Annotated in this window: 23 protein-coding genes and 1 tRNA gene; 11 read left to right on the plus strand and 13 right to left on the minus strand. The window is 61.4% G+C overall.

What is annotated here, in order from left to right; translation table 11 throughout:
• Positions 1 to 35: 35 nt before the first annotated feature.
• From NKH59_RS16405 to NKH59_RS16415, 3 genes are all read right to left on the minus strand, one after another.
• Positions 36 to 842 carry a DUF4062 domain-containing protein gene (locus NKH59_RS16405; protein WP_352539598.1) on the minus strand — a complete coding sequence of 269 codons (807 nt, stop codon included), beginning with the start codon at positions 840 to 842 and terminating at the stop codon, positions 36 to 38.
• 162 nt (positions 843 to 1004) lie between these two features.
• Positions 1005 to 1080 (minus strand) — tRNA-Lys (locus NKH59_RS16410).
• Between the two features lie 105 nt (positions 1081 to 1185).
• On the minus strand, positions 1186 to 2091 hold the full coding sequence (locus NKH59_RS16415) for a PhzF family phenazine biosynthesis protein (RefSeq protein WP_352539597.1): 906 nt from the start codon (positions 2089 to 2091) through the stop codon (positions 1186 to 1188).
• Positions 2092 to 2202: 111 nt separating this feature from the next.
• Between NKH59_RS16415 and NKH59_RS16420 the strand changes: the two genes are divergently transcribed.
• The 4 genes from NKH59_RS16420 to NKH59_RS16435 all read left to right on the plus strand — a co-directional run bounded on the left by NKH59_RS16420 (position 2203) and on the right by NKH59_RS16435 (position 5785).
• Positions 2203 to 3495: an efflux RND transporter periplasmic adaptor subunit gene (locus NKH59_RS16420; RefSeq protein ID WP_352539596.1), complete on the plus strand. Its 1293-nt coding sequence runs from the start codon at positions 2203 to 2205 to the stop codon at positions 3493 to 3495.
• Between the two features lie 2 nt (positions 3496 to 3497).
• Positions 3498 to 4208, plus strand: coding sequence for an ABC transporter ATP-binding protein (locus tag NKH59_RS16425; RefSeq protein ID WP_352539595.1), 711 nt, complete (start codon positions 3498 to 3500; stop codon positions 4206 to 4208).
• A 2-nt stretch (positions 4209 to 4210) separates the two neighbouring features.
• Positions 4211 to 5428 carry an ABC transporter permease gene (locus tag NKH59_RS16430; RefSeq protein WP_352539594.1) on the plus strand — a complete coding sequence of 406 codons (1218 nt, stop codon included), beginning with the start codon at positions 4211 to 4213 and terminating at the stop codon, positions 5426 to 5428.
• Positions 5429 to 5542: 114 nt separating this feature from the next.
• A complete protein-coding gene (locus tag NKH59_RS16435; RefSeq protein ID WP_023720771.1) occupies positions 5543 to 5785 on the plus strand; it encodes a hypothetical protein in 243 nt (80 codons plus the stop codon).
• Here NKH59_RS16435 and NKH59_RS16440 read toward each other — a convergent pair.
• Positions 5782 to 6510, minus strand: coding sequence for a hypothetical protein (locus NKH59_RS16440; protein WP_352539593.1), 729 nt, complete (start codon positions 6508 to 6510; stop codon positions 5782 to 5784). The genes NKH59_RS16435 and NKH59_RS16440 overlap by 4 nt on opposite strands.
• 7 nt (positions 6511 to 6517) lie before the next feature.
• Entirely contained in the window at positions 6518 to 7630 is a 1113-nt protein-coding gene (locus NKH59_RS16445; protein ID WP_352539592.1) for an endonuclease/exonuclease/phosphatase family protein, read from the minus strand.
• Between NKH59_RS16445 and NKH59_RS16450 the strand changes: the two genes are divergently transcribed.
• The 3 genes from NKH59_RS16450 to NKH59_RS16460 all read left to right on the plus strand — a co-directional run bounded on the left by NKH59_RS16450 (position 7629) and on the right by NKH59_RS16460 (position 8860).
• Positions 7629 to 7766, plus strand: coding sequence for a hypothetical protein (locus tag NKH59_RS16450; protein WP_352470206.1), 138 nt, complete (start codon positions 7629 to 7631; stop codon positions 7764 to 7766). The genes NKH59_RS16445 and NKH59_RS16450 overlap by 2 nt on opposite strands.
• A gap of 49 nt (positions 7767 to 7815) precedes the next feature.
• A complete protein-coding gene (locus tag NKH59_RS16455; protein WP_352539591.1) occupies positions 7816 to 8400 on the plus strand; it encodes a BA14K family protein in 585 nt (194 codons plus the stop codon).
• 175 nt (positions 8401 to 8575) lie between these two features.
• Complete coding sequence (locus NKH59_RS16460) at positions 8576 to 8860, plus strand: PilZ domain-containing protein (RefSeq protein WP_352470452.1); 285 nt, start codon at positions 8576 to 8578, stop codon at positions 8858 to 8860.
• A 10-nt stretch (positions 8861 to 8870) separates the two neighbouring features.
• Here the strand turns inward: NKH59_RS16460 and NKH59_RS16465 are convergent, their stop codons facing one another.
• The 5 genes from NKH59_RS16465 to NKH59_RS16485 form a co-directional block, all read right to left on the minus strand.
• Positions 8871 to 9494, minus strand: a complete 624-nt coding sequence (locus NKH59_RS16465) for a hypothetical protein (protein ID WP_352539590.1) — start codon at positions 9492 to 9494, stop codon at positions 8871 to 8873.
• Positions 9487 to 10008 carry a hypothetical protein gene (locus NKH59_RS16470; protein ID WP_352539589.1) on the minus strand — a complete coding sequence of 174 codons (522 nt, stop codon included), beginning with the start codon at positions 10006 to 10008 and terminating at the stop codon, positions 9487 to 9489. The genes NKH59_RS16465 and NKH59_RS16470 overlap by 8 nt, the downstream gene beginning before the upstream one ends.
• Before the next feature lie 494 nt (positions 10009 to 10502).
• Entirely contained in the window at positions 10503 to 11480 is a 978-nt protein-coding gene (locus tag NKH59_RS16475) for a DUF3592 domain-containing protein (protein WP_352539588.1), read from the minus strand.
• A gap of 257 nt (positions 11481 to 11737) precedes the next feature.
• Complete coding sequence (gene ilvC, locus NKH59_RS16480; protein WP_023676662.1) at positions 11738 to 12757, minus strand: ketol-acid reductoisomerase; 1020 nt, start codon at positions 12755 to 12757, stop codon at positions 11738 to 11740.
• Between the two features lie 23 nt (positions 12758 to 12780).
• Positions 12781 to 13434 (minus strand): TetR/AcrR family transcriptional regulator, encoded by a 654-nt coding sequence (locus tag NKH59_RS16485; protein ID WP_352539587.1) that lies wholly within the window; start codon positions 13432 to 13434, stop codon positions 12781 to 12783.
• Between the two features lie 154 nt (positions 13435 to 13588).
• Between NKH59_RS16485 and NKH59_RS16490 the strand changes: the two genes are divergently transcribed.
• Complete coding sequence (locus tag NKH59_RS16490; protein ID WP_352539586.1) at positions 13589 to 14017, plus strand: anthrone oxygenase family protein; 429 nt, start codon at positions 13589 to 13591, stop codon at positions 14015 to 14017.
• 38 nt (positions 14018 to 14055) lie between these two features.
• Here NKH59_RS16490 and NKH59_RS16495 read toward each other — a convergent pair whose 3' ends face one another.
• Positions 14056 to 14508, minus strand: coding sequence for a MarR family winged helix-turn-helix transcriptional regulator (locus tag NKH59_RS16495; protein ID WP_353022387.1), 453 nt, complete (start codon positions 14506 to 14508; stop codon positions 14056 to 14058).
• Positions 14509 to 14608: 100 nt separating this feature from the next.
• Here NKH59_RS16495 and NKH59_RS16500 point away from each other — a divergent pair, with 100 nt between their 5' ends.
• Both NKH59_RS16500 and NKH59_RS16505 read left to right on the plus strand, forming a co-directional pair.
• Entirely contained in the window at positions 14609 to 14914 is a 306-nt protein-coding gene (locus tag NKH59_RS16500) for a Rieske (2Fe-2S) protein (protein ID WP_352470198.1), read from the plus strand.
• A gap of 1 nt (position 14915) precedes the next feature.
• On the plus strand, positions 14916 to 15641 hold the full coding sequence (locus tag NKH59_RS16505) for a glutathione S-transferase family protein (RefSeq protein ID WP_352539583.1): 726 nt from the start codon (positions 14916 to 14918) through the stop codon (positions 15639 to 15641).
• Here the strand turns inward: NKH59_RS16505 and NKH59_RS16510 are convergent.
• Positions 15589 to 16827 carry an FAD-dependent oxidoreductase gene (locus NKH59_RS16510; protein ID WP_352539582.1) on the minus strand — a complete coding sequence of 413 codons (1239 nt, stop codon included), beginning with the start codon at positions 16825 to 16827 and terminating at the stop codon, positions 15589 to 15591. The two genes, NKH59_RS16505 and NKH59_RS16510, sit on opposite strands and share 53 nt — an antisense overlap.
• Positions 16828 to 16901: 74 nt before the next feature.
• Complete coding sequence (locus tag NKH59_RS16515; protein ID WP_352466906.1) at positions 16902 to 17312, minus strand: winged helix-turn-helix transcriptional regulator; 411 nt, start codon at positions 17310 to 17312, stop codon at positions 16902 to 16904.
• Between the two features lie 136 nt (positions 17313 to 17448).
• Here NKH59_RS16515 and NKH59_RS16520 point away from each other — a divergent pair, with 136 nt between their 5' ends.
• Positions 17449 to 18339 (plus strand): SDR family oxidoreductase, encoded by an 891-nt coding sequence (locus tag NKH59_RS16520; RefSeq protein WP_352470195.1) that lies wholly within the window; start codon positions 17449 to 17451, stop codon positions 18337 to 18339.
• Positions 18340 to 18378: the final 39 nt, after the last annotated feature.

Below are 18378 nucleotides of genomic sequence, written 5' to 3' on the forward strand. Positions count from 1 at the left end.
CCTGCTGCCTCATAGTTCTCTTGATCGATTTTATCCTAGCTATGGAATCTGGAAATGAGGCTCTTCATGTCGTCTTCTGATGCCTCGTTTATTAGGGCCGGTCCAATATCTTGGAAAATAGCATCCCAAGATGCGGTGCATTTCCATTTGTGGTAAGAGGAAGCATACGTGTTAATATCTCTAAGATACCTAACTCCTTCAAGTGTAGTTTCACTTTTTCCGGATTCAAGAGTATCGTCAACTTCGTTATCAATATTCTTTGGATATGTTTCTCTTAGCTTACTATTTTCTTCGGTTAATCTGTTTATTTGCTCCAATAACGCAATAGGCGAAGACCCGTCATTCCTGATCCACCCCGGGCGAGGATTGATCTTGATCTCGCGAATTAACGAGCGTGACACTAATCCTCCCAATTCCGAAGCGCTGGACCATTCCCGGATAGGGTAGTCCTTCATAATCTCGGAGCGGAATGCTTCTAGTTTTTTCCGTAATGTCTCGTCCTTCTCCGTTTTTCCGACAGATATCTCGTCTGGCTTTCCATGAATGAAGGCGAGCACAGGAAGGCCGGTCTTCTTTGCGTAGCGATACTCTTTCTCTGTGTAACTAATGCCTTCATCGGTAACGGAGCCATATCGGCCGCCAATGATCAGGACATAGTAATCGCATTCGTCGATCACCCTCTTGATCACATCCCATTGGCTTTCGTTCGAAGCGACAAAGGCTTCCATCCCGGTTGGGATGCAATCCAGTTCCCAAATTGCCTGAATTACCTCGGCCCGCTCCTCCTTTAGATCGGCAAATGTCGAACTGATGAACACCTGATGCCTAACTGAGTAAGCCAACCAAATTCCTCCCCAAACGCCGCCGACTGTTCCGTCAACAGTTTCCGACCAATTCGCCTCGGAAACAGTCCAGCTATAAATAATGAAATGAAATCAATACAATACCGGACTGTTTCCGGATTTCCAGAAAAAGATATGGCTTGTTGAAAAATCAGCGGAAAATGGTGGGTGCGCACAGGATTGAACTGTGGACCCGCTGATTAAGAGTCAGCTGCTCTACCAACTGAGCTACGCACCCACTCGGCCGGCAAAACCGGCGTTGGCGGGCATATAGCCGCCGATATCCGCCATGTCCAGCCCCGTGGGATTCATTTCCCGACAAATCGCCGAAGTGCCGCGCCCGTCAAACAAAAAGCCTGCCTTCAGTCACCTTGACCGCATGGCCGCCGATGCGGGCGGCCGCCAGTTTGCCGCCTTCGACATTCAGTTCGAGGCGGATGCGCGAAGGCCGGCCCATCTCCAGCCCCTGCTCGATCCACAGTTGTGAAACACCGTCGGTCGGGCCGTCGAAATGCATGATCGCGCCAGCGAACGCGGCCGCCGCCGACCCGGTCGCCGGGTCTTCGTAGGACGGATTGCCGGGCACCATCATGCGGACATGGAAGGCGCTGTCGTGATGCACCGTCTCGCGGCAATAGACATAGGGGCTGGCGAAGGCCCAATCGCTCTTGCGTGGTGCGAGCTCCGACCAGGCCTGGTTGTCCAGCCTGATCCGGGCGGCCGCCTCCAGATTGGCGACGGGGATGGTCACGTAGGGCACGCCCGCCGACCAGAACGAAACGCGGTGGTTCTCGAAGCCGATCTCGTGCGGCCCAAGGCCAAGGGCCGCGCCGATCGCCTCGGGATCGGCCGACAATGCCAGCTGCGCCGGCAGTTTCGCCAGGTCGAACTCGGCAAAGGTCGAACCGTCGTGCTTGCTGACAGCGCAGCGCACCGGACCGATATTCTCCTCGAGCACGAAGATGCCGGCGGCCTCTCCCGCCATTTCGGCGAGCGCTATCGCGGAGCCGACGGTTGGGTGGCCGGCGAACGGCATTTCATAGTCGGGCGTGAAGATACGGATGCGGGCCCGGTGCTTCGGGTTGTCTGGCGGCAGCACGAAGACGGTTTCGGACAGGTTGAACTCGCGCGCCACCGCCTGCATCGCCGCAACATTGAGCCCGTCACAGTCGAGCACGATGGCCAGCGGATTGCCGGCCAGCCGGTTGGTGGTGAATACGTCGTAAAGCAAGTAATTCCGCGGTTGCATCTCAGTAAGTCCTCTGCCTCATTCCCAACATGAGCGAAATTTAATTTGAATTTTGAACCATAAGGCCTGATTTGTGCACTGATGCGATATCACTGAACATAGGGGTCCGGCGTGGACCAGATTGTCAATCTGCCAAAGACGGAATCCGCTTCCGCCATCGAGACGGCGCTCGGGCTCGACCACCAGGGCCTGAAGACAAAACGCCGTCGCGGTTGGGGTTACGCAGTGTTCGCACTGCTTGCCGTCGCCGCGAGTGTCGTCGGCTACCAGTGGTATGCGGGCTCGCCCGCCAAGATCGAGTATACCACGACACTGGCCGCCATGGCCGACCTTACCGTCGCCGTTTCGGCTACCGGCGCGCTGCAGCCTCTCACCCAGGTCGATATTTCCAGCGAACTCTCCGGCGTCGTCCGCTCGGTTTCGGTCAACGAGAACCAGCTGGTGAAGAAGGGCGATGTGCTGGCCGCGCTCGACACCGCAAAGCTGGAGGTGCAGATCGAGCGCGCCCAGGCCTCCGCCAAGGCAGCGGCGGCGAGCGTCGAGGACGCCACCGTGACCCTGGCCGAAAACGAAAAGGCGCTGGTGCGCGCGGCGCAACTGACCAAGCGCGGCATGGCGACGGACCAGTCGCTCGAAGCGGCAACCGCCACCCGCGACCGCTCGAAGGCGGCGCTTGATATCGCCAAAGCCAACCTCGCCATGGCCAATGCCGATCTCAAGGCGCAACAGACGGATCTTGCCAAGAGTACCATCTACGCTCCGATCGACGGCATCATACTGACGCGCTCGGTCGACCCCGGCCAGACGGTCGCCTCCTCGCTGCAGGCGCCGGTGCTGTTCGTCATCGCCGCGGATTTGAAGAACATGGAATTGAAGGCTGCGGTCGACGAGGCCGATATCGGCGCCGTCAAACCCGGCCAGCATGCGCGCTTCACCGTCGACGCGTTCCCCGAACGGCCATTCGACGCCGAAATCCGCGACATTTCCTATGCCTCGGTCACCACCGACGGTGTCGTTACCTATGATGCAAGGCTCGACGTCGACAATAGCGAGCTTCTGTTGCGGCCCGGCATGACAGCCACCGTCTCGGTCGTCACCAAGCAGGCCAAGAACGTGCTCACCGTGCCATCGATCGCCTTCCGCTACCGGCCGGCGCAGACGGCGGAGCGCGGCTGGAGCCTCACCGACCTGTTCACCGGCCGCATGGGACGCCCCGGCGGCAACCGCCAGCACCAGGCGGCGGCGAAGCCCACCGACGGCTCGCGCACGCTCTACGTGCTGGAGAATGGGCGGCCGCATCCGGTCAACGTCAGGGTCGGCTCGACAGACGGAGAACTGACCGAGATCGTCTCCGGCCTGGAGGAAGGCGCGCAAGTCATTACCGCCTCGCAGCAGCGGAGCTGATCGTGGCATCGGGCGCGACCACCCTCATAGGCTTCGACAAGGTCTGGAAAAGCTATGGCCGGGGCGAAGCCCGGGTGCATGCGCTGGCCGGCGTCGACCTCGCCATCAGGCGCGGCGAATTCATCGCCATTATGGGCCCGTCCGGTTCGGGCAAATCGACGGCCATGAACATCATTGGCTGCCTCGACACGCCGACCGCTGGGACCTACAGCTTCGAAGGCATCGACGCCGGCCGTCTCGATCGCAATCGCCGCGCCGTACTGCGCAACCTCTATGTCGGCTTCGTCTTCCAAGGCTACAACCTCTTGCCGCGCACCACGGCGGCGGAGAATGTCGAACTGCCGCTGATCTACCGCGGCGTTGGTGCCCGCGAGCGTCGCGGCCTTGCCATGCAGGCGCTTGCCGAGGTCGGCCTTGTCGGCCGCGAGCATCATACGCCAGCCGAGCTGTCCGGCGGCCAGCAGCAGCGCGTGGCGATCGCCCGCGCCATCGTCACCAGGCCGACGCTGCTCGTTGCCGACGAGCCGACCGGCAATCTCGACACCGCACGCACGCACGAGATCATGGAACTCCTGACGCAGCTGAACAGCGAGCTCGGGCTGACTATCGCCATGGTCACGCACGAAGCCGATGTTGCCGGCTATGCGCAGCGCACGATCCGTTTCCTCGATGGCCATGTCGCCTTGGACACAGCCAATCTCGAGATGGCCTAGCCATGATCTGGGAAACCGTTCGCCTCTCGCTCCGCTCCATCCGCCGCAACGTGCTGCGCTCGTTCCTGACGCTGCTCGGCATCGTCATCGGCGTCGCCGCCGTCATCGCCATGCTGACCATCGGCTCGGGCACCACCGAGAAGGTCAAATCCGACATTTCCAAGCTCGGCAGCAATCTGCTCGTCATCCGTTCCGGCCGTCCGGCCGGGCCTGGCGGACCTGGAGGGCTCGATCAGGTCGTCCGACCGCTGGGCGACAAAGATCTCGCAGCGCTTGTCGCGCATCTGGACGGCGCGCGTGCCATCTCGCCGGCGTCGCAAAAGCAGGTGCGCGTCATTTTCGGCACCGAAAGCCTGACCTCGGGCGTCACCGGAACCGACAGCGCCTATCTCGATGCCCGCGACTGGAAGCTGGTTTTGGGCCGCCCGTTCAGCGATTCGGAAACCCGCTCGGGCACCGGCGTCTGCCTCATCGGTGAGACGGTGCGCCAGCAGTTCTTCGGCGCCGGCGACCCTGAAGGCGAGATCATCCGCGTCAACCGCACTTCCTGCAAGATCATCGGCTTGCTCGAACCGAAGGGCTATACCGGTTTCGGCCAGGACCAGGACAATGTCGTGCTGATGCCGCTCGCCGCCTATCAGCGTCGCATTGCCGGCAATCGCGACATCGATTCGATCTATGTCGCCGCCGACGACCGTACGCCAACCACGGTGCTGCAGCAGCGCGTCGAGGACATCTTGCGCGACACACGCCGCATCACGCCCGACCGCGACGATGATTTCTCGATCCGCGACATGACCCAGATCGCCGATGCCATGGCCAGCGCGACCACCACCATGACTGGCATGCTCGGTGCCGTCGCCGGCGTCAGCCTGCTCGTCGGCGGCATCGGCATTATGAACATCATGCTGGTGTCGGTAACCGAGCGCACGCGCGAGATCGGCATCAGGCTCGCCATCGGCGCCCACGAAAAGCACATCCTCATCCAGTTCCTGGTCGAGGCAACCGTGCTGTCGCTGCTTGGCGGCATCATCGGCATCCTGATCGGCCTGGCCCTTGCCGGCCTCGCCTCGCTGACGCTGACGATCCCGTTTGCGCCAAGCCCGGCGGTCATCCTGCTTGCTGTCGGCTTTTCCGCGCTGATCGGCATGGTGTTCGGCTTCTTCCCGGCGCTGCGCGGCGCGCGGCTTAACCCGATCGACGCGCTGAGGCATGAATAGGCATTGCAGCAAGTGTCGCCTCCAGACGCTGCCAATTTTTTATGCAACCTGCCCTTGTCGCAGCACATTCTGCAATGATAACAATGCTGTTGGGGACTAAGGGGGGAACAATGGATGAGCAAGAAAGCGCGACTGGCTCTGGCGATTGTGATCGTCGAAGCCGCCTTGGCAGGGCTTTGGTGGAATTTGATCCTTTATGGGATGGAGAATCCCGATCGCGTCACCGCTGACTTCCAGCAGGTAATTGGGCAGACGATGGGAACAGCGATGGGGGCGCTCCTGGGTCTCGGCGTGCTGTTGTATTTTGTTGCCGCCCGCAACGACCGCAAGGCTATTGAAGGTAGGCTACGGCGTTAGAGTTGGAAACCTTGCTCGCTCGCAAAGTGCCATTCGATCAGCGGTCTCATATGCGGCATCAGCCCGTCCGGCAGATCGGCGGCATTGCGGATGATTACAGGGCCTTCGATTTCAGGCTCTGATTCGGCGGCGACGAATGCACTGATCCGCTGTGCGAGGTCGTCGGCGGAGGCCGTCTCGCGGTAGCGGCGAAAGATCACCGTGCCGGTTGCCGTCGACAGGGCGTAATGGCGCCTGCCGCGTGTCGCACCTGATAGATCGAGCCCGGTTTCCTCCAGTACCTCGCGGATCATGTTGAAGTCGACGTCAACAATGCCGTCGCGGAAATCGGTTGGCTCGAACGAACCGGCGGCGAAGTAGACGCGCCCGGCATTGACCGTATGCGGTGCCATACGGATCGCCACCAACGCGTTGTCGCCGGCGACCAGCATGGCGTGCGCGTAGGCATGTTCGGCGCCAGGCACCTGTCGATTGCTGCGCCAAAGCATGAAGGTCGAATAACGCACCGCATGGCAACGGCCGACTAGGCGATTGTCGCGATAGCTGAGAGCGGAAAGCAGCACCACGGTGCCGTCGAAAAGCGCCGGCTTGGCCGCGGTCTCACGCCGCCAGTTTGCCGCGATCGCGTCGGCATGATCGCGCTCGAACGGATGCGGGCCGGAATCGAGCCTGACGTCGATGGCATCGACCGGCAGGATGACGTTGCGCGGCAAATCGAAACTCACGCCTGTCTCACACCATGTCGAGGGCAATTGCTACTGGGCAATGGTCGGATGCCTTCGGCCGGTCCCACCCGGCGCGTGGGAAGCGCTCGACCTCCTGGCCCGCCGGAAATATGGTGCGCCAAGGCTGCCCGCTACGGATGATATCGGGAACGGCGGTGGCGTTCTGCCTGGCTAGCGCCCTCGACAAAAGGATGTAGTCGAGCTGGCAGAGATGCCGCTCTTCCGGTCCGCGCGTGTGATAGAAAGTCCAGCGGTCCATTTCCGGCCGCCGCTCGACCGTGTTTTCGCAAAAACCGCCGGCAGTGAGCACGTCGATGCAGGACCGGGTCTCGTCGATCACCTCGAAGCGATGGCCGTCGAAAACATCGCCAGTGATCTTCACGCGCTGCCGGTAGTCGTTCATGTCGCCGCAGATTGCCCAGCGCTTGTCGGCGGCATTATCCTTACCGAAGCGCTCCTCGATGATCCGGCGCACCGCTTGCGCCTCGGCGATGCGCAGCGGCATTGTCGCCTCGCGGCCGTCGAGGCCGTTACGGGGCGAGCCCATCGACTTGAAATGCACGAGATACAGCGTCAACGGCGCGCCAGCGACTGTCAGATCGATTTCCAGGCAGTCGCGTCGGAAGATGCGTTCATTGGCCTGGTGACCAAGCGCTGCCAATTCCGCCGTGTGCAGGCCGAATTGCTCGAACGTGACATAGGCGTAGCTAGTCATGCGCACGAATTCGATTGGCTGGCCCTGCGCGGTCTCGTTGCGCATCATCACGGCGACGTCGATGCCGCGCGAATCATTGCCGGCGGTGGTGTATTTCTGCCGGTAGCCTTGCCCCACCATCTTGAACAGATAGCCATATTCGAAGGCCCTCAGCGCCTCGATATTGTCGACTTCCTGCATGCAGATGATGTCGGCGCGGGTGGCCGCGATCGCCAGCGCCGTCAACTGGCGCGTGTCGTCGGACTGCGCGATCGCCCGCGCCTGCTCGAGCATCTTGTATTCGGCCTCGCTCTGGATGTCGAAAAGCGCCAGTGTGCGATCTTCGTTGAGCTGATTGCGGTATCCGGAATAATCAAACCTGTTCATTAGGTTTTCGACGTTGAAGGTGGCAAGGCGCAGCGACATGGCTTTGAGCTTTGCCCGCAAGCGCGCCCGAAAACAAGGGCGCAGAAACCAGGCGGCTCTGATTGATCGCGCGCTCGCCATGGTTGACGGAACCTTTTTGTTCATCTTCCGTTCAGATGGAAAGTTCCATCAATAGGCCCTTCCCCGAGGTTTCTGGGCGTGGGGCCTGAATTTCGGAGAGTGCGATGAAACCGCTCTTTTTATCTTCCGTCAGATCCGGGCTGATGGCCCTCGGTCTGATCGCCAGCCTCTCGGCCCCGTCGCTTGCCGGGCCGATGCCCAAACCCCTGCTGCCGGTGGCGGGCAACGCTGCCGACATCGTGCAAATTCGTGAAGATTGGGCAGGCGGCAATGACAGGCAGATCTGGCGTTGGCGCAATCGCGGCTTTCGGCAATGGCACGGCGGCGACGATTGGAGATGGCGGTCCCACAATTTCCGCGGCCGTCATTTTTCGAGACACTGGGACAATGGCGGCTGGGACGACAGCTGGCGCTGGCGCCACCATCGCCGCCATTACCGCGGCGGCTACTATGATGATGGTGCGGGTGCCGCGATTCTTGGCTTGGGCCTGGGCCTCGGCCTTGGCAGCCTGTACAACAGCTACAACTACTACGACGCGCCGCCACCGCGCCGCTATTATCGCGCAGGGCGGCTTTCCAGTGCACATGTTCAATGGTGTTACAATCGCTACCGGTCGTACCGCGCCTGGGACAACACCTTCCAGCCCTATTACGGGCCGCGCCAGCAATGCTACTCGCCCTATAGGTAAGCAGGCCGACAACAAGCATCATTCGGCGCCGTGCTTCGCGGCGCCTTTTTCTTCCAGCCAGGAACCGCGAACATCGCCCAGTCCCGACTGCTGATAACGCTATTTTTATCAGGCAGGTCTAATAATCCTCCCGATCAGAACGCCCGAGACGCGAAAAATGGCTGGATTGCGTGCGATGGCCGAGGACGAACAGAGGGACAAACACCGGCAGCGCGTCTTGAAGGGCGCGACGATCCTGACCGGCGTGAGCAATTCCGAGGTCACATGCACGCTGCGCAACATGCACGCCGGCGGCGCCGAATTGAAGGTCTCGATCGACGCGCGCGTGCCCGATGAGTTCCTGCTCTATGTTCCGACCGACGGCATTGCCTACAAGGCCGTGGTCCGCTGGCGCCGCGAGGATCGTATCGGCGTGATGTTCACCGGTACCGAACCAAAGCCCAGTTGGCACTACGGCTGAGATCCCGGCGCTATCCGGGTGGCAGGACTCGCAGTGTCTGCTCGTCAAACAGCGGCTCATCCTGGCCGACGCGAACGAATAGAAGCTTTCGCAGTTCGGGTGATTGCACCTCGAAATACTGAATGCCGTCCGGGGCTTCGCCCCATTCGCCGCAAGGCGGTACGCCGACCTCGTCAGGGTTGGCGACGGTCTTCAATTCCTCACGATAGGCGGCATTGGGACTGAAAACATACCGGAGGATGCGCGCGGGCGTCGCCCCTTCGGTGTAAGGCATGAGCACGCAACGTGTGCTGATGGCTTTCTCGGTCTTCTCCGTAAAAATGCGCTGCAACGCAGCATCGGCGGCCTCGCCAGGCAGCATATCGAAGACTTCGACGACAGGATCGGCCGGCCCGCCGTCGCTGTATTTGATGGCAAGAGCATTGCCGCCAAGCTCGAAATGAATCCGGCGAAGACCGAAATCGCAACGCTGCACCCAGGCAGCCAGCCCGACATCCCTGTCCGCCAGCCGTTCCCAGGTGCATTTGTCGACAGGCGGACGCGACGGCTTGCCTTGGTCGGCGCGAGCGCCGGTTGCCATGGCAACAAGGACCGGCAGGGCGCAGATGCAGGCCGGCAGTCTCTTGCTATTCATCGCTGCAACCCGACAAGGTAAAGGCATCCCAGGCTGAACCATCGGGATTGGCATTGGCGAAATCGGGCCATTCGGTAAAAATCGCGCCGAAGTCAGGCAACAGCAACCCTGCCGGTGCCGGCGAGGCTTCGCGGGAATTCAACTGCTCGGCACCGCCTGCATTGAACGCATAGACCTGCCCATCCCACACTCTGCACAGCCCGGTGCCGTCCTCGAGACCAGCCTCACGATCGTCGTCGGTGCAGGTGTGCCGGATCGTGCCCACAGGAAAGGAGTACTTGCCATTGGTCCAGGTAATGTCCGACGGCAGACGAATGTCGGTGTTGGGCACGATCAACGAAAAGACCTCGGTCGTCAGCGCGGCCGGCTCGTTGTTGGTTGGCCGGAACTGTATCGTCGCTCCCGAACGCGGCTCGCGATAGGTCGCATGGCTGAGCGAACATTCTGTTGCGTTCGCTGCTTGCAACAGGCTCAGCATGCTCAGAAAAATAGCTGCTGCTTTGCGGATGATCATTTAAGTCCCTTGGAGCAGCATCATTGTGAAGTTTGAGCATCGATGCTTTAGCATGGCCCAAGGCCGCGTCGAAAAGAAAGAATCGATGATGCGAAATCTCTTGATGCTCATTTCGATCTTAACATTTACGTGCGGCAGCGCCTTTGCCACGGAACCCTATGTGGGCACATGGTCCGGGGACAGATCGAACTGTACCGCCGTTGCGGATGTTCAACGCCAGACTGTCTACACATTGTACCGCGACGCGCTGTCGGTCCCTGCTCTCGGCTGCGAACACGCATCGTTTCTCAAGACGCCTACGGGCTGGGTGGCTCGGGCCAGCCAATGCTACGGATCCGACCCATCGGCCGAAGAGCCGTTCTCCCGTGTCATCCATATTGTGGTCGACGGGGCGACGGTGAGATTGACATGGCCTGGCTTCGACAGCGGAGTTCTTGTCAGATGCTGAAGACAGGCGTCTTTTTCCGCTGGATATGCAGCCTAGGACAGCAGCTTCAGATGACGCCTACCAGCAGCGCGGCTCCACCGAGGAGGCCAACTGCGCAGACCCACAGGAGCCAAAGCCCGCTCACCCTGCATTCGAGAACCGCTGCAACCGGGTTGTCGGGATCGTAGTGGACCTCGACCTTGTCGCCCTGGAGGTAGCGCTGCGATCGACCGCTGACGAGGCTCGGCAGCGAAGCCGTCACGTTTGCGCCGAACGCGATGCGATCGGCGGCGTAGCGCTGGCCGGCGACGCTATAGCTGTAGACGACGCGGGATTTGAAGACTGTCCGCCAGGGCCGATAGCCGCCTCCGGACCTGTCGCGGGTCTCGAATTTCCGCAGGCCCGAAGCATCGATGCGTCCTGCCGTGATCGGCCATTTGGCCGCCTGTTCCGCAAGTGACTTCTGGGCAAAGCCCATGCGCAGGACAAACAATCCCATGAAAAGCAGCAGGGCAGCGGCGCCGAGGTTCTGCGGCCTGGGCAAAAACGGCCGGATCGCTTCGAGGACGCCGCCGACGGAGAAGACCAATACAAGCGCGCCGACCACCAGCCCGGCCGAAAGCTGGACCATGAACTTGAAGGAGCCGTCGGGCATGGTGCGTTCGATCACCGCCTTGGCTGGATCGGCCGGATTGTAGAAGACGGTTACGCCGGCCCCGTTTGGAAATTTCGCAAGGGTTTCCGCCACTGCAAAGTTTCCAAGGTTCTCCTGCACGCTGTAGTGCGAACTGCGAAATGTCTTGCCGTTCACCTTGTATTCGAAGGTGATTGCCGGGAAGTTGCGGATTTCGGTCGACCCTCTGCTGTCCGAACCGGATCCCGAACTGGTCACCTCGCGGGCCTCGACCCGCGACGAGATGATTTTTCCCGGCGTCGGAGACCAGCGGCTGACCGCCCTAACCTCCCACCATTTCAGCAAGGTGACGAGGGAGAGCATGCCGGCAACCGCGCAGGCAAACCCGATCAACAGAAATTTGAGTTCCAACTCTCACCCCCTTGGCACTTTTGTGCCATGCCCCGCACAGGCATATCACGGTGATGAGGATAGTGCGCCTGTCCAGAAGCCTGGAAACCACACGATCTTGATGCGAAAAGGCCGGCGGATCGCTCCGCCGGCCTTTCTTGATCGGCAATGAAATTGCGATCAGTTCTTGGCCTTGTCGACCAGCTTGTTCATGGAAATTCCCACGCGCCCGCAGGGCGAAGCCCGAGGACGGGTAACGAAACGAACGTGGATGTCCTTCAGTTCTTGGCCTTGTCAACCAGCTTGTTCTTCGAAATCCACGGCATCATCGCGCGCAGCTTGGCGCCGACTTCCTCGATCTGGTGGCTGTCGTTGTTGCGGCGGATGCCCTTGAAGCGCGACATGCCGGCGCGGTATTCCTGCATCCATTCCGAGGTGAACTTGCCGGTCTGGATATCCTTCAGCACGCGCTTCATCTCGGCCTTGGTCTCGGCGGTGATGATGCGCGGGCCCGAGACATATTCGCCCCATTCGGCGGTGTTCGAGATCGAGTAGTTCATGTTGGCAATGCCGCCTTCATAGATCAGGTCGACGATCAATTTGACCTCGTGCAGGCACTCGAAATAGGCCATTTCCGGCGCGTAGCCGGCTTCCACCAGTGTCTCGAAGCCGGCGCGGATCAATTCGACTAGGCCGCCGCACAGCACCACCTGCTCGCCGAACAGGTCGGTCTCGCACTCCTCGCGGAAATTGGTCTCGATAATACCCGAGCGGCCGCCGCCAACGCCGCAGGCATAGGAGAGCGCCAGGTCGAGCGCATTGCCCGAAGCGTCCTGGTTGACCGCGACCAGGCACGGCACACCACCGCCCTTCTGGTATTCGCCGCGCACCGTATGGCCAGGCCCCTTCGGCGCGATCATCACGACGTCAACCGAAGCTTTGGGCTCGATCAGGCCAAAATGCACGTTGAGGCCGTGGGCAAAGGCGATCGCTGCGCCATCGCGGATGTTCGGCGCGATCTCGGATTTGTAGATGTCGGCCTGCAGCTCGTCCGGCGTGGCCATCATCATCAGGTCGGCCCACTTGGCGGCATCGGCTACGCTCATCACCTTGAGCCCGTCGGCCTCGACCTTCTTGGCGGTCGCCGAGCCGGCCTTGAGGCCGATGGCGATGTCCTTGACGCCGGAATCCTTAAGGTTGAGCGCATGCGCCCTGCCCTGGCTGCCATAGCCGATGATGGCGACCTTCTTGCCCTTGATCAGGTTGAGATCGGCATCGCGATCGTAATAGACACGCATTTTTGTTCCTTCCCGTTTTGAATTCAGAGGCCTTGCGGCCCGGTTTTTGCCCCGTAAAGAGCGAGAAACTGCTGCGTCGCCCGGACGGCATCGCCGCCGATCGCCGCATCAGTCAATTCCAGCCGGTCGCCAAGCAGCAGGCGGATCTGCACGTCGCGGGCGACCAGCCCGAAAAAGGTGCGGAACGCCGTCTCCGCGTCGGAAAACTCGAGGAAACCAGCTTCCTTGCCTGCCTCCAGCACCGGTTTAAGGCGCCGGGCCAGTGCGAAGCGGCCGTTCTCCAGCACGATGGCGCCGAGATCGTCCTTCCCCGAACTAGCATGGCCGACCGCCACCCTGTTCAGCGCGATCGAGGTGTCGCTCGAAATTACCTTGAGCCAGTCCGAAGCGAAGCGTTCGAGGCTCGCCGTCAGCGAAGGGAGGTCGAGCCCCTTGCGGTCGACCGGCACTACCCGCACCTTGGACGCCTGCCATTGTACCGTTGCCGTCAACAGCCCGTCGCGATCGCCGAACCATTTGTAGAGCGTCTCCTTCGAGCAGCTCGCCCGCCGCGCCACGGCGGTCATGGTCAACTGATCGCCCTCTTCGACCAGCAGGCGAAGGGCGGCGTCGAGCACGTCCTTCTGCCGCTCCGTCAGCGCCTCGCTGGTTTCGATGTCGGTCACAGCGTGCAACACAGTTTTTCCTCAGGAGGCAAACTCACCGCAGTTCAGATACGAGCTCGATGCGTACCGTACGTTACGGTTCGGCTTTATGGCGTATTGCCCGACCCGACGCAAGCCTTTATTTCTGTAGCTTGCTCCATGCGGGGCATCACGGGAGACACTGATCATGCTCGCCGGATTGCTTGCGTTGACCGTTACCGCAGTGTTCGCGGGTGCGGCTATCTACGTCAGCGTCGCCGAACAGCCGGCGCGGCTTCGCCTCGAGGACAAAGCATTGCTGCAGGAATGGCAGCCTTCCTACAAGCGCGGCGCCGCCATGCAGGCCTCGATTGCCGTCATCGCCTGTTTTCTTGGCCTCGTCGCGTGGTGGCTGACTGGCAATCTCGCTTATCTGGCCGGCGCCGTGCTGATCATCCTGCCTTGGCCATGGACGCTGCTGGTGATGATGCCGGCAAACAGGTTGCTGGAGGCGATGGACGCGAACTCCGTCAATCCTGAAGCTCGGACATTGATCGCCAAATGGGGCAATCTGCATCTGGTCCGCGTCGGGCTTGGCGTTCTGGCGACGTTGGCATTCCTCTTGGGCAGTGCCTGACCTCGCCAATCGGTCGCCATCTTCGTCATGAAGGCGTGTCACTCCAGGGCGGGCGGATCTCGCAGGCGCCCAAGCAGAGCTGACAGCGCGTCCAGTTCAACATTGGAAAGCCGGGAGCCGACCAACTCCGCGATCGACCGGCCGTAGACAGCCCACATGCGGCGGCGCGTCTCGCGTCCCTTGTCTGTGACGCGGACTGTTTGCCCGCGGCCGTCATCGGCAACTGGAAGCTTCTCGACCTGCCCGTCGGCTTCGAGCCGCGCCAGCAGCCGGGAGATGTTGTACTGCGCAAACAGGGTGCGCTCGGTGAGTTGGAACGGCCGCAATCCGCCCTCGCCCGCCTCGGCAAGCTCGTGCAGGATGTCGTACCAGGCAAGCGGCGGCAGGCCACTGTCCTTCAGCGCGTCCTCGGCTCTTTCCAACAACTGGCGCGAAACCCGCATCAGGCGAGCCCAGGCCTTGATGGCTGGAGCTGAAGGAATCCCGGTCATGATTGCATCGTAGGCGATAGATGCAATTGCATCAAGCTTGACGATCGATGCAAGTGCATCTATATAGATGCAATCGCATCAATCACGAGAGGCAATTCCGATGAAGCATGAAATCTGCAAGATCGCCGACATTCCGGAAACAGGCAGCCTCATCGCTCCGTTTTTCGGCCGCGAGGTCCATGTCTACCGCAGCGGCGAGCGTATCCGCGCCGCCGCCAACGTCTGCCTGCATTTCGGTGGCCCGCTCGACTGCAAGGACGGCAAGCTCGTCTGCCAGTGGCACGGCGCCTCGTTCGACATGGCGAACGGTGATCGCCTCGAAGGCCCGGCGCCGAAGGGCTCCCGCCTGATGTTCCTCTCCACCCGCGTCGAGGACGGTGCTTTGAACTATGTCTGGGGGGAGTGAGATGACCGACAAGCTCACTCTCGTCAGCCATCATCTTTGCCCCTATGTGCAGCGCGCGGCGATTTCGCTTCGCGAAAAGGGCGTGCCGTTCGAACGCATCACGGTCGATCTCGCCAACAAGCCTGCCTGGTTCAAGGCGATATCGCCGCTCGGCAAGGTGCCGCTGCTCCGCGTTGAGCATGACGGCCAGGAAACGGTGATCTTCGAATCGCTCGTCATCCTCGAATTCCTCGAGGAAACCCAGCCCAATCCGCTGCATCCCACCGACCCCTACGCCCGTGCCCGGCATCGCGCCTGGATCGAGTTCGGCTCGGCAATCCTCAATGCCATCGGCCGCTTCTATTCAGCTCTCACCGAAGCCGCCTTCATCGCCGAACGCGGGGCTCTGGCAGCAATGTTCGATCGCCTGGAAGTGGAACTGGCGAACGGCGCGGCTGGGCCATGCTTCGACGGCGAGCGCTTTTCACTGGTCGACGCGGTCTACGGCCCGATTTTTCGCTATTTCGACGCCTTCGACCGGATCGGCGATTTCGGCATCCTGGACGGAAAGCCGCATGTCCAGGTGTGGCGCGAGGCGTTGCGCAAACGCCCATCCGTGAAGGGCGCGGTCGCTCCCGATCATCCGCAACGCCTCCATGCATTCTTGCAGGCTAAGGGTTCGCACCTTTCGGAAATCATCCGCCAAAACGATCCGGCCACAGCGCTTCCGCAAGCCCTATCGGCTTGAATGGATTGAGCACCGTTCCTGTAACCATGGAAGCAAGAAACTGCGGCGCCGGCGGGACTTTTGCCAGCGTCGCCACCAGCCTGTCGCGGACGAACGGCATCACAATCGAGTCCGATTGATAAAACGGCGTCAGCACCAGCGACAGCGCCTGGAAGACCCGCACATGCCATCGCCGTGTCCGGACATAGGCCTCCAGTGCAGTATCGATACGGTCCGTTCCTATTAGTGCGTAGTTGAGCGCGGCTGCATCGAGCAGCGCCATGTTCGCGCCCTGGCCGAGCTGCGGGCTCGTTGAATGGGCCGCGTCGCCGATAACGGCCAATCGCCGTCCGGCTGGCGTCTTCATCGTGTGATGGCCATAGCGCGCCAGCGAGAGCTGCTCGAAACTGTCGATCTGGTCGATGAAGGCCGCGCATTCAGGCCACAGCCCGACCAATCTCGCCTTCCATGCCTCGAGACCTGCCGCCCAGACGCGCTCGGCATCCGCCGGCTTGAGGCTCCAGAAGAATGCCGCCATCTTCTGGGCATCCGGCTCGGGCCGGCCGATTGGCAGCACGCCGATCATCACGCTCGCGCTGTCGTAGCGCTGCAGCAGCGCGTGCTCGTCGAAACCCTCGCCGCGCCAGCCAAGCGATGCCCAGAACGCGCCATAGGCGAGCGATCGCGGTTCGCCCGGATTGTTCACGCACCGCCGCAGTTTGGAGCGCGAACCGCTGGCATCCACTACCAGGTCGAACGACCCTATCCGTTGTCCGTTGCCGCAGATCAATGTTGCCCGCTCGCCGGTTTCCAGCGTCTCGAGCTCGATACCTGTCTCAATGGTGAGCGCCTGGCGCCGGGCGGCGCGGAAAAGCACGCCGAACAGAGCCGCGCGGTGCACCGCCAGCCCGAAGCGGCCGCCACTCCGGGCATCGTAGCGGACGTCGAGCACTGTGCGGCCGGTCTTGGCATCTGCACCATGCAGGCGGTCTATGCGGCTGCCCAGCGCCAGAATGTCATCGAGCAGGCCGAGATCGGCAAGCACCGTCAGCCCGGTCGGCTGCAGGATCAGCCCGGACCCGACCGGTTGTGGCTGGTCGAAGCGCTCGAAGATGATGACCCTATGTCCGGCGCGCGTGAGATAGAGCGCGGCGGCAAGTCCAGCCGGCCCGGCGCCGGCAATCGCGATGTCCAGAGAATTGCCCATCTGCCCGCCCCAACCCGGGCCGGACAATCCTTCAGCACCGCCGCTAAATCAAGCCGCCGTCTCGGCCTGGGGGCTCAGCCTTCGGCAGCATCGAAAACCTTCCGTGCCTCGCGTACAGCGCCGTGATTGAGCTCGGCCCATTGGATCAGCTGATGCAAGGGTCCAAACATCGAGCGCCCGAGATCGGTGAGGCTGTATTCGACGCTCGGCGGTTTGGTCGGGAACACCTGGCGATGCACATAGCCGTCGCGCTGCAGATCGTGCAGCGTCTGGGTGAGCATGCGCTGTGAAATATCGGGCACCAGCCGCCGCAATTCGCCGAAGCGGTACGGCTTCTCGGCCAAGGCCTCCATCAACAGTGAACTCCATTTATTGCTTATGCCCTGGATCACGTCGCGAACCGGGCAATCCGCAAGGTTTCCGCCACCGCTGCCTGCTTTGTATATCTCGAGCTTCGATCTCAGATTGACGATCTTGCCGTCCATGGCTGGTTCCCTGGGTGTGCCTACCTCCCGCAAAACTGCCTTCTTTACGAGGATGGGTCAATTCCTATTTTAGTGCTGGTCTCTTTTTGAGACTAACATATGCACCCGCCGCTCCGGCGCAACGTCAGGACATCTCATGACCGACACCCTTCTCGTCACCGGCGCCTCCGGCCAGCTTGGCCGCGGCGTCATTAATCATCTGCTTGACACGCTCAAGGTCTCCCCTCAGCGCATCATCGCCGCCACCCGCAACCCGGAAAATCTGGCCGATCTGGCAGCCCGAGGCGTCACCATCCGGGCAGTCGACTTCGACGACGCCACGTCGTTGGCCAGTGCATTTACCGGTGCGGGCAGGGTTCTGATCATTTCGACAAACGAGCTCGCCGTTCCGGGCAAGCGCCTGAAGCAACATGAGGCTGCGGTCGCCGCAGCAAAAAGCGCCGGCGTTTCGCATCTGCTCTACACGTCGATGCCCAGTCCGGAGCCAGGATCGCCGGTACTGTTTGCGCCTGATCACCACGGCACCGAGCAGGCGATCAAGGCGAGCGGTATCCCCTACACCATCTTCCGCAACGGCTGGTATCAGGAGAACCTGTTCATGGCGCTGCCGCACGCCATCGCGTCGGGGCAGTGGTACACATCCGCCGGAGACGGCCGCATTGCCCATGGCGCGCGCGACGACATGGCCGCGGCGATCGCCGCCAGCCTTGCTTCGAGCGGAACCGAAAGCACGACATACACGCTGACCGGCCCCAAGGCCCACACGATGGCCGAGATTGCAGCCCTCGTCACCGAAGTTACCGGCAAGCCGATCGAGGTCGTCCAGCTTTCGGACGAAGCGCTGACCGGGGGATTGAAGGCAGCCGGCGTCCCCGAAGGTTTCGCGCCTGTCATCGTTTCCTTCGACACCAACACACGCTCCGGCCGCATCAGCATGGTGACGGACGCGATCGAGACGCTGTCCGGCAGGAAGCCGCGGCCGCTGAAGCAATTTCTTGAAGCAAACAAGGCGGCTCTGGTGAGCTGAGCCTGACAAATGGCCGTGCCCTTCGAAGGGCACGGCCGT

The organism is Mesorhizobium sp. M0998 (assembly GCF_040318885.1).
GTDB lineage: Bacteria > Pseudomonadota > Alphaproteobacteria > Rhizobiales > Rhizobiaceae > Mesorhizobium.